This window comes from Proteus sp. CA142267, from assembly GCF_003336825.1.
Lineage (GTDB): Bacteria > Pseudomonadota > Gammaproteobacteria > Enterobacterales > Enterobacteriaceae > Proteus > Proteus terrae.
On record NZ_QPMG01000001.1, the window covers coordinates 126,430 to 142,687 of the forward strand.

The 16,258-nt window shown below is 40.0% G+C and carries 11 protein-coding genes; 9 read left to right on the top strand and 2 right to left on the bottom strand.

What is annotated here, in order from left to right:
* Nucleotides 1–10 precede the first annotated feature (10 nt).
* Together C0T34_RS00610 and C0T34_RS00615 are read right to left on the bottom strand one after the other, a co-directional pair.
* Nucleotides 11–1,417, bottom strand: coding sequence for a sucrose-6-phosphate hydrolase (locus tag C0T34_RS00610; RefSeq protein WP_109849519.1), 1,407 nt, complete (start codon nucleotides 1,415–1,417; stop codon nucleotides 11–13).
* The gene (locus tag C0T34_RS00615) at nucleotides 1,418–2,788 is read right to left on the bottom strand and encodes a sucrose-specific PTS transporter subunit IIBC (RefSeq protein ID WP_098944081.1); all 1,371 of its coding nucleotides are present in this window, start codon (nucleotides 2,786–2,788) and stop codon (nucleotides 1,418–1,420) included.
* A 676-nt stretch (nucleotides 2,789–3,464) separates the two neighbouring features.
* On the opposite strand from C0T34_RS00615, the gene dmsA reads away from it, so the two are divergent.
* The 9 genes from dmsA (at nucleotide 3,465) to kdpE (ending at nucleotide 16,253) form a co-directional block, all read left to right on the top strand.
* The gene (gene dmsA / locus C0T34_RS00620; RefSeq protein WP_109849520.1) at nucleotides 3,465–5,900 is read left to right on the top strand and encodes a dimethylsulfoxide reductase subunit A; all 2,436 of its coding nucleotides are present in this window, start codon (nucleotides 3,465–3,467) and stop codon (nucleotides 5,898–5,900) included.
* Between the two features lie 11 nt (nucleotides 5,901–5,911).
* Nucleotides 5,912–6,529, top strand: coding sequence for a DMSO/selenate family reductase complex B subunit (locus C0T34_RS00625; RefSeq protein WP_023582154.1), 618 nt, complete (start codon nucleotides 5,912–5,914; stop codon nucleotides 6,527–6,529).
* Nucleotide 6,530: 1 nt separating this feature from the next.
* A complete protein-coding gene (locus C0T34_RS00630; protein WP_098942772.1) occupies nucleotides 6,531–7,388 on the top strand; it encodes a DmsC/YnfH family molybdoenzyme membrane anchor subunit in 858 nt (285 codons plus the stop codon).
* A gap of 171 nt (nucleotides 7,389–7,559) precedes the next feature.
* Nucleotides 7,560–8,171 carry a Tat proofreading chaperone DmsD gene (gene dmsD, locus C0T34_RS00635; RefSeq protein WP_109849521.1) on the top strand — a complete coding sequence of 204 codons (612 nt, stop codon included), beginning with the start codon at nucleotides 7,560–7,562 and terminating at the stop codon, nucleotides 8,169–8,171.
* Between the two features lie 282 nt (nucleotides 8,172–8,453).
* Nucleotides 8,454–10,157 (top strand): potassium-transporting ATPase subunit KdpA, encoded by a 1,704-nt coding sequence (kdpA, locus tag C0T34_RS00645; RefSeq protein ID WP_109849522.1) that lies wholly within the window; start codon nucleotides 8,454–8,456, stop codon nucleotides 10,155–10,157.
* A gap of 11 nt (nucleotides 10,158–10,168) precedes the next feature.
* On the top strand, nucleotides 10,169–12,226 hold the full coding sequence (kdpB, locus tag C0T34_RS00650; protein WP_109849523.1) for a potassium-transporting ATPase subunit KdpB: 2,058 nt from the start codon (nucleotides 10,169–10,171) through the stop codon (nucleotides 12,224–12,226).
* A gap of 10 nt (nucleotides 12,227–12,236) precedes the next feature.
* On the top strand, nucleotides 12,237–12,833 hold the full coding sequence (gene kdpC / locus C0T34_RS00655; protein ID WP_098942764.1) for a potassium-transporting ATPase subunit KdpC: 597 nt from the start codon (nucleotides 12,237–12,239) through the stop codon (nucleotides 12,831–12,833).
* A 1-nt stretch (nucleotide 12,834) separates the two neighbouring features.
* On the top strand, nucleotides 12,835–15,573 hold the full coding sequence (kdpD, locus tag C0T34_RS00660; protein WP_098942762.1) for a two-component system sensor histidine kinase KdpD: 2,739 nt from the start codon (nucleotides 12,835–12,837) through the stop codon (nucleotides 15,571–15,573).
* A complete protein-coding gene (gene kdpE, locus C0T34_RS00665) occupies nucleotides 15,570–16,253 on the top strand; it encodes a two-component system response regulator KdpE (protein ID WP_098942760.1) in 684 nt (227 codons plus the stop codon). Before kdpD ends, kdpE begins: the two co-directional genes overlap by 4 nt.
* Nucleotides 16,254–16,258 lie beyond the last annotated feature (5 nt).

The following is a 16,258-nucleotide window of genomic DNA, read 5'->3' on the forward strand; positions in this document are numbered from 1 at the left end:
TTAATTGTATTTAATTGAGTAATGTATTCTTTAATTGCCAAGTTGTAAGATTTATGGTGTCTTTTCCCAAAAAACAAATAGTCCGTTTTTCTGAAGGAAAAAAACGACTACTCATTACGCCAGCACCACCATTAAAGAAAATCTCTACACTTGAGCTATCACATAATATTTGAAGATCTTTTATCTCACCAGACCAGAAACGTGATTGCCATTCCCCGTTTTTAACACTACAGCGTTTTAGTACGGCTTGATTATTTTCAATAAGTAAAACAAGAGTATCAGAAAAATGAATAGTAAGAGAGCCGAAGAGTTCTACTTCAAGTTCAAATAAAAATCCGCTGATATCTGGTGCATCATCAGCAATACCTTGCCAATATGATGACTTTTGTCTGAGTTGCTGTAACTCTTTTACGGGTTGCTGATAAAGCTTCCCTTCTTTTATATGTAATTCGCGAGGGCAAGTCATTTGGTGTAACCAGCCATTAGCAATGGTCGGTTGATACATCTCTTCACCATCAGGAACTCCCATCCAACCAAATAATAAACGCCTACCATTCGCTAATGTTGTTTGAGGTGCGTAAAACTCAAAACCTGCATCTAGTTCGATTAAATCACCATGCTGAAATTGCAATGTTGAATAATCAAAATCCCCTATTAAATAGGCACTAGAATGCGAATTTAAAAATCGTTGTTGCTCTCTTTTTATACCTTGAGGACATGTTAATAAAATAAAGCGATCATCTAATTCAAAGAGATCTGGGCATTCCCACATATAACCCGCATCAGCTAATCCGCCTAAATAACTTCCCGCTAACTCGCCGACTAATTGCCATTGATATAAGTGAGATGCACGATAGAGTAAAACTTTACCCTGTTTATCTAAGTTTTGTGCGCCTAATACCATGTACCAGACATCATTATATTGCCAAATCTTCGGATCACGGACATGACCACTATAGCCATCAGGAAGCCCTAATACAGGCCCTAACTTATCAAACCCTCCCTGTTGATTTTCAACGGCTAAACATTGCCATGCCGTACGAGAGCCATCCTCAAATTTGACATTACCAGTATAACAAAGGGTTAATTGCCCTTGATGGATCACCGCACTACCAGAATAACAGCCATCTTTGTCATAAAATTCATCAGGTAATAAAGCAATAGGTTGATGTTGCCAAGTAATCAAATCCTTTGAGCGCCAGTGCCCCCAACATTTATGTTTATGCTCACAAGACAAAGGGTTCCATTGATAAAACAGATGATAGCATTCACCATCAAAACAAAATCCATTGGGATCATTTAACAACCCAGTTACTGGCGCTAAATGCCAACATGGGTAGTATTTATCTTTTACAGCTTTAGCATTATTACGCATAACCGCTTGTAAAATCGCAGATAGCCCTTCGTTTGTGTTCATTTATGCAGACTCCACTTTGTATTTCAGCAAAAGAGAGATAACAAACGCAGTCACAAAGGCAATCACAAGGCCAATAATATAGTTCATAATTGAACCTGCTTGCACGATTGCAATACCTGGAATGGCAGTCAACCCTACGGCTGTCATATAAACATGCGAGCCTACAACCCAAGCGCCTCCAGTTGCACCCCCAATTAAAGCCGCAATAAATGGTTTTCCATAACGTAAATTGATCCCGAAAATAGCAGCTTCAGTAATGCCTAACATAGCAGAGAAGCCTGAAGGGATCGTAATAGCTTTAATTTTTGCATCATTGGTTTTAAACCAAACAGCAATACACGCCCCCCCTTGAGCAATATTTGCCATCGCCCAAATTGGCAATAAAAAATTAACCCCAATATTAGGATTGCCTAATAAACCTGCCTCAACGGCATGAAAACTATGGTGAATACCTGTAATAACAATCACAGAGTAGAGTCCACCAAAAATCAGCCCCGCAATCCAACCCGCTTGTGTAATTAAGGTACTTAATAATAATGAAATACCATCACCTAAAAGACGACCGACTGGGCCAATGACTAATAACGCGACAAATCCCGAAATAATAACGGTTAAAAATGGAGTGATAATTAAATCGAGGGCATTAGGAACAACTTTACGTAATTGTTTTTCCAATACACTCATAAACCAAACGGCAAGTAATACAGGGAAAACAGTGCCTTGATAACCAATCATGGCGACTTCTAATCCAAAGAAATTCATGGTGTTAAAACCCGCAGCAACACCCCATGCATTAGTTAAGGCGGGATGCGTTAGAATTCCACCGAGTGTTGCACCAAGATATGGATTTCCGCCAAACTCCTTTGCGGCTGTAAAACCAATTAAAATAGGTAAAATAATAAATGCCGCAGAGCTACACATATCAAGCATGATATAGAGTGCATTATCAGGACTTACCCATTGGTTAGTTTTCATTAATCCCAGTAATCCCATTAATAAGCCTGACGCCACAATGGCGGGAATAATGGGAACAAAGATATTAGAAAGCAGTCTTGCTATTCGTTGAAATGGATTGAGCTTTTTAGCCGCAATATTGGCGGCTTCAGATTTGCTTGATTCACCAATGCCAGCAGCCGCAATAAATGCAGCATGTACTTTATTGACTAAACCAGTACCAAAAATCACTTGAATTTGCCCTGCATTACTAAAACACCCTTTCACACCCTCTAATTTGTTTATTGCTTCTTTGTCTGCTTTTGAGTCATCCACGAGAACAAGTCTTAAGCGCGTAGCACAATGCGCTGCACTTGCGATATTTTCAGCACCTCCCAATAAAGGCACTAGTTGGCGAGCAATATTTTCAATATTCATCATAGCCTCAGTAACTCTTACTTCGTTTATAAACGATCATTAATAGCAAATATAAAAAACTAAAACGGTTTAGCTAATGACTTGATTAAATAAAAACCTATCTTAGATGGCAATAAATATGCGTATAAAAGCGTTTTATTTGTGATCTAAACGACAAAAAAGCAGATAATTAGTCTTATTTAGACAGTAAAAGAGAAATGAAAATAAACGAAAAGCTAAACGATTTATTTTTTGTTTAGCTAAATAAATTAATATAATGTTAAATAATTTAATTTTAGAAAAATATATTCCATTCATTAGTTTTATTGGTAAATAATCCATTTAAATCTAATAGATAGCACATTATTATTCTGCTATTTTCTGTTATCCGTAACATTACAATACCTCACCAATCGCTATATACTTTATTATATATTGAACTTAATCAAATGATTAAATTTAATTAATACAAAAACTTAACTTAACCTCAAAAACTGGTAACGCTTGTAATAAATCACTTTTCTTTGATGTAAAGCAACTACAACTTTTAGAAAATACGTAGTATCCACATTAACAGTTGGGTTTTATTGCCTACGTTAAAATGCTTATTTTTTAACAACAATAACAATAATTATTTCTTTATAAGCTTGTTAGCTTCTGCTTTTCTTAAAAATGTAAATAATCAAGTGAGTAATGTATGAAAAACATCAAAGAGATGGCGTTACTTTCCACTCCTTTATCTCGCCGTCGTTTTGTCAAAACAGGTGCAGCGGGTGGTTTAGCAATGACTGCTGGGGGATTATCACTCCCCTTTAATCAAGCCGTTGCCTCAGAAACAACAACAACCAATAGCGAAAAAGTGGTGTGGAGCGCCTGTACTGTAAACTGCGGTAGCCGTTGCCCATTACGTATGCATGTGGTTGATGGCGAAATTAAGTACGTCGAAACTGATAACACTGGCAATGATGTCTACGAAGAATTACACCAAGTTCGTGCCTGTTTACGTGGTCGTTCTATGCGTCGTCGTGTTTATAATCCAGACCGTTTACGTTACCCAATGAAACGTGTAGGTAAACGGGGTGAAGGTAAATTTGAACGTATTTCATGGGATGAAGCCTTTGATACTATTTCAGATACCATGAAACGTTTAATCAAAGATTATGGTAATGAATCTATTTATCTAAACTACGGTACAGGTACTTTAGGTGGCACCATGACGAAGTCTTGGCCACCAGGTGCAACATTAATTGCACGTTTAATGAATTGTTGTGGTGGTTATCTTAATCACTATGGTGACTATAGTACGGCGCAAATCGCAGCTGGCTTAAACTATACCTATGGTGGTTGGGCAGATGGTAATAGCCCTTCAGATATTGAAAACACCAAACTTGTCGTGATGTTCGGTAATAATCCGGGTGAAACACGTATGAGTGGTGGCGGTGTCACCTATTATGTTGAGCAAGCGCGTGAAAAATCTGATGCACGAATGATTATTATCGACCCACGCTATACCGATACAGGTGCAGGCCGTGAAGATGAATGGATCCCTATTCGTCCGGGAACAGATGCGGCATTAGTCAATGCATTAGCTTATGTCATGATCAAAGAAGACTTAGTTGATAAGCCTTTCTTAGATAAATATTGTGTTGGTTACGATGAAACCACTATGCCAGAAGGTGCGCCCAAAAATGGTCACTATAAAGCCTATATTTTAGGTGATGGCGCAGATGGTCAGCCAAAAACTCCAGAATGGGCAGCGCAGATCACCGGTATCCCCGCTTCACGTATTGTTAAATTAGCGCGTGAAATTGCAACAGCAAAACCGGCTTATATTACACAAGGTTGGGGACCTCAACGCCGTTCTAATGGCGAACTTACTTCTCGCGCTATTGCGATGCTCTCTATTTTAACAGGTAATGTGGGGATCAACGGCGGTAATACTGGTGCTCGTGAAGGCTCTTACAGTATTCCTTTTGTTCGTATGCCAACGCTGACTAATCCAGTCACCACCAGCATTTCCATGTTTATGTGGACGGATGCCATTTTACGTGGCCCTGAAATGACCGCGACCCGTGATGGTGTTCGTGGTAAAGACAAGCTTGATGTACCTATCAAAATGGTATGGAACTACGCGGGTAACTGCCTAGTTAACCAACATTCTGAAATCAATCGTACTCATGACATTTTGCAAGACGATAAAAAATGCGAAATGATTGTGGTGATCGATAACCATATGACAGCATCTGCTAAATATGCCGATATTCTACTTCCTGATTGCACTGCATCAGAACAGATGGATTTCTGTATGGATGCTTCAGCAGGTAATATGGCTTATGTTATTTTCGCTGATCAGGCAATCAAACCGCGCTTTGAAAGCCGTAATATCTATGAAATGACAAGCGAAATTGCAAAACGTATGGGTGTAGGTGAAAAATTCACTGAAAACCGCACTCAAGAAGAGTGGTTACGTCATCTTTACGAGCAATCTCGTCAAAACTTACCTGAACTGCCGACTTTTGAAGAATTCCGTGCTCAAGGTATCTTTAAAAAACGCGATCCTGAAGGCCATCACGTTGCTTATCGCAAATTCCGTGAAGATCCTGAAAGTAACCCATTAACCACACCATCAGGCAAAATTGAGATTTATTCTTCTCAGCTTGCCAACATTAAAGCGACATGGGAACTGGCGTCTGACGATGTGATTGATCCACTGCCTATCTATTCCGCTGGCTTTGAAAGTTATGGCGATCCGGCAATGGAGAAATATCCATTACAAATGACAGGATTCCACTATAAATCACGCACTCACTCAACTTATGGCAACGTTGATGTTTTAAAAGCTGCTTGCCCTCAAGAGATGTGGATCAACCCTGTTGATGCTTCTAAACGCGGTATCAAACACGGTGATTTAGTGCGTATTTATAACGATCGTGGTGAGGTTCGAATCAATGCGAAAGTCACACCTCGTATTTTACCGGGAGTTGTCGGTTTAAGTGAAGGTGCTTGGTATAACCCAGATAGCAACCGTATCGATCACGCGGGTAGCATTAACGTGTTAACGACACAACGCCCTTCACCTCTCGCTAAGGGTAATCCTTCTCACAGTAATCTTGTTGAAGTCGTCAAGGCGTAAGGAGTCTGGTTATGTCAACGCAATATGGTTTTTATATTGATTCAAGTCGTTGCACCGGCTGTAAAACCTGTGAACTGGCGTGCAAGGATTTTAAAAATTTATCCCCAGAAGTTAATTTCCGCCGTATCTATGAATATGCGGGTGGTGATTGGACAGAGCAAGATGGCGTTTATACACAGAACGTTTTTGCTTATTACTTATCTATTTCGTGTAACCACTGTGACGATCCCGCTTGTGCCAAAGTTTGCCCAAGTGGTGCGATGCATAAACGTGAAGACGGCTTTGTTGTCGTTAACGAAGATATTTGTATTGGTTGTCGCTATTGTCACATGGCTTGCCCTTACGGCGCACCGCAATTTGATGAAGTCAAAGGTCATATGACCAAATGTGATGGTTGCTATGAACGTGTAGCGGAAGGTAAAAAACCGATTTGTGTCGAATCTTGCCCACTACGTGCATTAGATATGGCACCGATTGAAGAGTTACGCGCTAAATATGGTGATTTAGCTGAAATCGCCCCACTTCCTTCAGCAAAATACACCAAGCCAAATATTGTCCTTAAATTAAATGCCAATAGCCGTCCTGTGGGTGATACCACTGGTCATCTGGCAAACCCAGAGGAGGTGTAAGATGGTGGGATTGCATGAATGGCCACTAATGTTTTTTACCGTTATCGGTCAAAGTGTTGCTGGTGCTTTTATTATTATGGGATGCGCTATTCTTTCGGGTAAGCTCTCTGCAGAAATGAACCGAAAAGTGCATTACAGCATGTTTGGACTCTGGGCATTAATGGGAATTGGTTTCTTGCTCTCCATGATGCATATGGGAACGCCACTACGTGCATTTAACTCATTACTTCGTCTAGGTCACTCATCATTAAGTAATGAAATTGCCAGCGGTTCAATTTTCTTTGCACTAGGTGGTATTTACTGGTTACTAGCTGTACTTAATAAAATGCCAGCTACATTAGGTAAATTATGGGTCGCACTGGTTATGGTATTAGCCGCATTATTTATTATGGCGATCTCTCGTGTATACCAAATTGATACTGTTCCAACGTGGTATAACAGCTACACCACATTTAATTTTGTGCTGACTGCCTTTATTGGTGGCCCTATTTTAGCGGCACTTTTACTACGCATTGCGGGTTTTAACCTCAATTGTGTCAGTGCATTGCCATTATTAAGTGTTATCGCGATTGTTGTGAGTGCCATTGTGGCAACATCACAAGGTTTTGAATTAGGTTCTATTCAAACTTCTGTGCAAAAAGCGGTAGATTTAGTTCCTAACTATGGTGCTTTAATGGGCATTAAATTAGTGGCTTTAGTTTTAGGCCTAAGTTGCTGGATTGCTCCACTGTTACGTAAAAATAACCCTTCTGTTGCTTTGTTAGCATTGGGCTTTATTTTAGTGTTTGCCGGTGAGTTTATAGGACGCGGTGTGTTCTATGGTTTACATATGACTGTCGGTATGGCGGTGGTTGGTTAATTCCTTCCCCATTTAAACCGCTGTAATAGTTAAAAAGCACTCTCTTTTTACCTGTTATGGCGGTTTTCCTTTTATATTACGGTATCGCTCTTTTTTAATCTTCGTCATTATGTTTAGATAGAAAATCGCATATAGTAAAGACAATAAATCTAAGCGGATTATAAAAATATTATGGAACAACAACTTATTACTGATATTTCTCTCACTGCCCGTATTTTAGGCGCTGCGTTTTATTACGCACCTACAGAGAAAAGTGACATTGTCGAGCTGCTGTCTAGTCAAAAGTGGGTTGAAGAATGGCCTTATGGCAGTGATGAAGAAAATCAATGCATTGCTAACCTTCTTTCACAAACCACATTAGCAGAAGAAACTTTAGCACAGGCATATCAACGTTTATTTGTCGGCCCTTACGCACTACCTGCGCCACCTTGGGGCTCTGTTTATCTTGATCACGAAAATGTATTATTCGGTAACTCAACATTAGATTTACGCGAATGGATGCTAGAAAACGGCATTGATATTGCGTTAACTCAAAATGAGCCAGAAGATCACTTTGGTTTAATGGTGATGATGGTGGCATGGATTGCAGAAACTCGCCCTGAAAAATTAAATGAGCTATTAGCTGAACATCTTCTGCCATGGGCTTATCGTTATTTAGAGAAATTATCTCTACAAGGCGCATTCCCTTATTATGAAGGCCTAGCCATGCTGGCGACATTAACACTAAAAAACTGGCAATCTCAGTTAAATGTCACCCCTGCTGAAAAGCAATTATTTTGCTAATAACAAAATAGTGTTATTAATAGACCAGCCTTAATGGCTGGTTTTTTTTATCATTTTATTTTTAGATAACATATTGAACGTTCATCTTTTTTTATCATTTTTATACTATTTTTACACCGCCCATCCCTTTTTTATCAACATCTTTACAGCCCATTAAGTACGCTCATTCAATCTAAATAGTAAAAGGATTGTTCTGATGCTGATATTTGGTGCTGTGGCATTAGTTGTTTTGCTCACTGCTTATCTTATCTATGTGTTATTTAACGCAGAGGCATTTTAAAAATGGCAACAACGATGTGGATATATCTTGCTGTTTTTCTGATCACATTATTTGTGATGGGGAAAATGCTTGGACATTACTTAGCTCGCCTTATTGAAGGTGACTTACCTCATTGGGTTACTCAAACTGAACATGTTATTTGGCGTTGTTGTGGTTTTAAACCCGCAGGAAAAACAATCCAGCCGATGAGCTGGTATCACTATATGATCGCCCTACTTATTTTTAATTTAATGGGCGCAATTCTATTATTTGTCATATTGCTTAACCAAGGCTATTTACCTTTAAATCCTCAATTTGCCCCTAATATGAGTTGGGATTTAGCGTTAAATACCACAATTAGCTTTATCACAAATACGAATTGGCAAGCTTACAGCGGTGAAACGGCTGTCAGTTATTTAAGTCAAATGACGGGGCTTGCCGTACAAAATTTTTTATCTGCAACAACAGGTATTGCTGTTGCCTTCGTTTTAATTAGAGCATTAACTCAATCTTCTTGTGCCTCATTAGGGAATGCTTGGATCGATATTGGGCGTATTACGTTATATGTTTTATTGCCTTTAGCAGTTATTTGGTCGCTGTTATTTGTTAGCCAAGGCGTTATACAAAATTTTCATCCTGCGGTATTAAGTCAAGGTCTTGATGGACACCAACAATGGTTACCAATGGGGCCTGTTGCATCTCAAGAAGCAATTAAACTCTTGGGTACAAATGGTGGTGGTTATTTTGCAGCAAACTCTGCACATCCTTACGAAAATCCAACGTCATTCAGCAACTTCTTGCAGATCCTTGCCATATTTCTTATTCCTACTGCCTTATGTTTTGCCTTTGGTCGTTTAAGTGGGATGCAACGCCAAGGCTATACCTTACTTTGGGCTATGACGTTAATTTTCATTGTTGCTGTTGCTGTGATCACTTGGGCTGAATGGCAAGGAAATCCAGAGCTTATCTTTGCTGGTACAGATAGCTCACTGAATATGGAAGGCAAAGAAACACGCTTTGGCATAATCGGTAGCGCGATTTTTGTTGCTGTCACAACCGCGGCATCTTGTGGTGCAGTCAATGCCATGCATGATTCATTAACAGCTTTAGGTGGCATGGTGCCAATGTGGTTAATGCAAACCGGAGAAGTGGTCTTTGGCGGTGTGGGATCAGGATTTTACGGCATGATCCTCTATGTATTATTAGCTGTATTTATCGCGGGATTAATGGTTGGGCGAGCACCTGAATACCTCGGTAAAAAGATTGGTGTTGCTGAAATGAAATGGGTAGCGGTTGCTATTTTAATCTCTCCAGCCGTGGTTTTATTAGGTACAACCCTCGCCTTATTTACTGATATTGGTCGCGAGGCCATTTTAAATCCAGGTCCTCATGGTTTTAGTGAAGTGCTATATGCCTTTACTTCTGCTGCGAATAATAACGGCAGTGCCTTTGCTGGACTTAATGCCAGCTCACCTTTTTACAATCTATTATTAGGGCTCGCCATGTTGATTGGTCGCTTCGGTGTCATGTTACCGGTTTTAGCTATTGCAGGTAGTTTAGCCGTGAAAAAACGTCAGCCAGAAAGCTTGGCAACTCTCTCTACCACTTCACCGCTATTTATTTTGTTATTGATCCTCACTGTATTAATGATCGGCGCTCTGACCTTTGTTCCGGCATTAGCACTTGGCCCTATAGCAGAACATTTACAACTGTTTTGGGCTAAATAAGGAAACGTATCATGAAAACAACGCAACTTTTTGACAGAAAAACCGTGATGTCGGCTTTCTTTGATGCAATAAAAAAATGCACACCTCAAGCACAATGGCGTAACCCTGTTATGTTTATTGTTTATGTTGGTGCGCTTTTAACTAGCGGAATTTGGATTGCTTCACTGTTAGGTTATCTCCCTAATGATAATCACTTTACTTCACAAGTAATGATTTGGTTATGGGTGACATTGCTATTTGCCAATTTTGCTGAGTCATTAGCAGAAAGTCGAAGTAAAGCGCAAGCAGCGAGCTTACGTGGCGCCAAACAACAATCCAAAGCAGTACGTTTACATCATGCAGATATTAATGCCTCGAAAGAAACCGTGGACTCATTCTCACTGCATAAAGGTGATATCGTTTTAGTCAATGCTGGTGAAGTAATTCCTTGTGATGGTGAAGTGATTGAAGGTGGTGCTTCTGTTGATGAAAGTGCGATTACAGGGGAATCAGCGCCTGTGATCCGTGAGTCAGGCGGTGACTTTTCTTCTGTAACGGGAGGAACTCGAGTATTGTCAGATTGGCTGATTATTCGTTGCACTGCGGAAGCTGGTAATTCATTTCTCGATCGCATGATTGGGATGGTGGAAGGCGCTAAACGTAGAAAAACGCCAAATGAAGTGGCTTTAACTATCCTATTAACCGCTCTGACACTGATTTTCTTGTTGGCTTGCATTACCCTTTATCCATTTAGTGTTTTTGCTGTCGAGTTTCAAGGACATGGCGCTGTTATTTCAGTAGTAACTTTGATTGCTTTGTTAGTATGTTTGATCCCTACCACGATCGGTGGATTGCTTTCATCGATTGGTGTGGCGGGTATGAGCCGAATGCTTGATGCCAATGTAATTGCAACCAGTGGACGCGCTGTGGAAGCTGCAGGTGATGTTGATGTCTTGCTTCTTGATAAAACGGGTACCATTACACTGGGTAATCGCCAAGCATCTCGTTTTATTCCTCTTTCAGGTATTAGTGAAAAACAGCTTGCGGATGCCGCGCAGCTAAGTTCGCTTGCAGATGAAACACCTGAAGGCAGAAGCATTGTGATCCTCGCTAAACAGCGTTTCAATTTGCGCGAACGCGATTTAGCGTCAATTGGCGCTTCTTTTATTCCCTTCTCTGCAATGACAAGAATGAGTGGCGTTAATTTAGGTGAACGTTTGATCCGCAAGGGTTCTGTTGATGCTATTCGTCGCCATATTGAAGTCAGTCACGGTCATTTTCCTGATGAAGTAACCACAATAGTCGAACAAGTGGCAAGAACGGGTGGAACACCGCTGGTGGTGGTCGAAAATCAGAAAATCTTAGGTGTTGTTGAGCTTAAAGATATTGTGAAAGGTGGAATTAAAGAGCGTTTTGCTCAACTTCGCCAAATGGGTATAAAAACGGTCATGATCACTGGCGATAATCATCTTACGGCAGCGGCTATCGCAGCAGAATCGGGTGTTGATGATTTTCTGGCTGAAGCAACACCTGAGGCAAAATTGGCATTAATTCGTCAATATCAATCTGAAGGTCGATTAGTCGCAATGACCGGCGATGGTACTAATGATGCTCCTGCATTGGCACAAGCTGATGTCGCTGTTGCGATGAATTCGGGTACTCAAGCCGCCAAAGAAGCGGGAAATATGGTTGATTTAGATTCTAATCCAACAAAATTAATCGAAGTGGTGCACATTGGTAAACAAATGCTAATGACACGAGGTGCTTTAACTACATTTAGTATTTCCAACGATATCGCAAAATACTTTGCCATTATTCCTGCGGCTTTTGCAGTCACTTACCCACAACTCAATATGCTTAATGTCATGAACTTACATTCACCCGCATCTGCAATGTTATCTGCCGTTATTTTCAATGCCTTAATTATAGTCTTTTTGATCCCCCTAGCCCTTAAAGGTGTTCACTATCGCCCTGTTTCTGCGCACTCATTATTGCGCCGTAACCTCTCTTTATATGGGATCAGCGGGTTATTAGTCCCTTTTATTGGCATTAAAATCATCGATATGATCTTAGCGTTTATTGGGTTTTAAGGAGTTTTATATGCATCTATTTCGTTCATCTTTAGTGATGTTATTATTACTCACACTAATAACTGGGCTCGCCTATCCTTTACTTGTTACAGGATTAGCCAACCTTATTTTTCCATGGCAAGCAAACGGCTCTCTCGTGTATCAAGATAATAAACTTATTGGCTCTGAATTGATTGGGCAACAATTTACGCGGGATGATTATTTTAAGAGTCGTCCATCAATGACGTCAGAAATGCCCTATAACAGCCTGGCATCAGGAGCTAGCCAGCTAGCAACATCAAATCCATTACTTCTTAATGAGATAACTAAACGTATCCAAACATGGAAAAAAACAACGGATAATCAAGATGTTGTTCCTGTTGATTTAGTCACAGCATCAGGAAGTGGGCTTGATCCTCATATTTCATTACAAGCAGCTTATTATCAAATTGAAAATATTGCATATTCTCGCCAACTCACTAAAAATGAAATTGAGCAATTAATAAAAAACAATACAACATCACCATTACTGTCGTTTATGGGTGAACCTGTTGTGAATGTGTTTATGCTAAATCAGGCACTAGATAAATTAAGTGCAGAAAAACAGCAGAAAGTGAGTACTCAATAAAATGGAACTCGAAAAACAGTGGCAACGACCCTCACCCGATGATTTACTCGCTTCAACGCGAACAACAACTCGTGGACGCCTAAAAATATTTTTTGGCGCTTGTGCTGGCGTAGGGAAAACTTACGCCATGTTACAAGAGGCTCAACGCCTCCACCAGCAAGGTATTGATGTGCTTGCTGGTGTTGTTGAAACGCACCAACGGCAAGAAACGGCCGCGCTACTTCATGGATTGCCTTTATTACCACTACAGCGTATTCATCATCATGGAAGAAAGCTTGTAGCATTTGATTTAGATGCCGCATTAGCCAGACATCCGGCGGTGATCTTAATGGATGAACTGGCATTTAGTAATCCACACAAATGCCGACATCCTAAACGCTGGCAAGATGTGGAAGAACTATTGGATGCCGGTATTGATGTACTTGCCACAATAAACGTACAACACATTGAAAGTCTTAATGATATTGTGGGAAGCATTACAGGAATTCGTGTTCAAGAGACGATCCCTGACTATATTTTTGATAGTGCTGATGAAGTGGTTATGGTGGATTTACCGCCTGATGATTTACAACAACGTTTGCATGAAGGCAAGGTATATCTAGCCGGACAAGCAGAACGAGCCATCGAACACTTTTTTCGTAAAGGTAACTTAATCGCACTACGAGAATTAGCTTTACGTCGTATGGCAGATAGAGTTGATACACAAGTTAAAGAGTTTCGAGATAGCCAAGGAGCATCCCCTGTTTGGCACACCACAGATAGTCTAATGGTGTGTCTCGGTGCTCATGGTGGTAACGACAAATTAGTTCGCACGGCAGCTCGTTATGCTGCCGCCTTTGGTTGCCAATGGCATGCTATTTATGTTGAAACCCCTAAACTTCATCAAATTGGTGAGCACAAACGCCGAGCAATTTTGCACTCTTTAAAACTGGCACAACATCTAGGTGCAAGAACCGCGATCCTTTCTGATAACCAAGCTGAAAAAGCAGTGATCCGTTACGCCAGAGAACATAATCTTGGAAAAGTGATTATTGGTCAGCGTGCTTATCAAAAATGGCAATGGTTAAAACGCTGGATACGGATGCGGTTTGCAGAAAAACTAGCTCGCTATGCACCCGATCTTCATGTTATTAGCGTTGCTCTTAATGATGAGGATATCCGTTATAAAACCAAAACAGCACCACTGCAAAATGAAAAATGGCGACAAGAGATAAAAGGCTATCTTACAGCAATAGGAATATGTTTAGCGATCACCTTGTTCTCTCGCACATTTCTATTAGCACTTGATAAAGCCAATTTAGTGACACTCTATTTATTGGGTGTAGTATTAATTGCTCTCTTTTTTGGTCGTCGCCCTTCTATTTTTGCAGCATTAATCAATGTCATTAGTTTTGATTTGTTCTTTGTACAGCCTCACTTTTCACTTGCTGTACTCGATATGCAGTATTTGATCACTTTTACAGTCATGCTTATTGTAGGATTGGTAGTCGGTAATTTAACTGCGGGTATGCGTTATCAAACACGCGTTGCTCGTTATAGAGAGCAACGCACTCGTCACTTATTTGAAATGACAAGAGAGCTGGGACGCGCGGTAACATTACAAGACGTTGTTCGTACCAGTTACCATTTTTTATCGAGTGCGTTTGATGCAAAAGTTTGCTTATTGCTCCCCAACAAACAAGGTGAATTAATGCCTTTTCATGCCGAAGGTATGGGGCATTTACCTATTGATAATGGCATTGCGCGCTGGTGTTGTGATAAAGATCAAATTGCAGGTGCTGGTACAGATACGTTACCAAGTGTACCTTACCAATTACATCCTATTACCGCATCTCAACAAGTTTTAGCTATTTTAGCTATTGAACCTAATAATCTTCGCCAATTGCTTATTCCAGAACAACAGCAACTATTGCAAACCTTTAATGGTTTGATTGCTAATGCACTCGAACGATTACAACAAGCTGAAATTGCAGAACAATCTCGAATTAATATCGAACGGGAGCAATTAAGAAATGCATTATTAGCGGCGCTTTCTCATGATTTAAAAACACCGCTTACTGTGCTGTTTGGGCAATCAGAAATTTTGCTTCTCGATTTAAGTGCTGAAGGTTCATCCCATACAGAACAAGTTAACCAAATTCGACAGCAGATCCTCACAACCTCGCGGTTAGTCAATAATCTACTTGATATGGCACGTATTCAATCCGGTGGTATTGAAGTGAATTTACAATGGAATTCACTTCAAGAAATTACAGGCAGTGCCATTCGGTCACTCTCTTATTTACTTGATAAACATCCATTACAAATTGATATTCCTGCTGATTTACTGCTTTATTGTGATGGTAATTTAATTGAACGGGTTATCACGAATTTACTTGAAAATGCAGTAAAATATACGACTCCAAACACAAAGCTCGGAGTAAGAGCCTATATTGAAGCCTCTAAAATTCATGTTGAGGTGTGGGATGAAGGCAATGGCATTCCGACTGACCAACTACAACTTATTTTTAATAAATTTTCACGCGCAGTAAAAGAATCCGCAATTCCTGGTGTTGGCTTAGGTTTAGCGATATGTAGCGCGATTATTCGCTTACATGAGGGTGAAATTTGGGCTGAAAACAATAATTTTTCTGAAAACAATAATTTTTCTGAAAACAATAAAAAAGGTGGAGCAAGTTTCCACTTTGTTTTACCTTTAAAATCACTCCCTGATATTGATGAGATTGAAATAAAACAGTGACTCCATATAACATTTTAATTATTGAAGATGAAAAAGAGATCTTACGCTTTGTTCGGCTTGCTTTAGAGAACGAAGGATTTCGTGTTTATGAAGCCAGTGAATGCCAACGAGGATTAATTGAAGCTGCATCAAGAAAGCCTGATTTAGTTATTCTTGATCTTGGCTTGCCTGATAAAGATGGACTCTGTTTTATTCAAGACTTTCGTCAATGGAGTAGTACACCCGTTATCGTCCTTTCAGCCCGAGATTCGGAACAAGATAAAGTGAAAGCACTTGATGCAGGAGCGGACGATTATCTAACTAAACCTTTTGGTATTAGTGAGTTATTAGCTAGAGTTAGAGCATCACTACGCCGTTTTGTTAAACAAGAAAACGAAAACACACAATTTACTTTTGGCGATATTACGATTGATTGGGTTAATCGTATTGTTACTCGTCAAAATGAACCTATTCATTTAACACCGACTGAATTTCGTTTGCTAAGTGAATTGGTTAATAACAGTGGAAAAGTGCTTACTCAACGGCATTTAATGCAACATGTTTGGGGGCCTAATTTCGTTGAACATAGCCACTATTTACGCATTTATATGGGCCATTTACGCCAAAAACTAGAAACCGATCCCGCATGTCCTGTACATTTAATTACAGAAACGGGGATCGGTTATCGATTTATGCCGTAACTGAT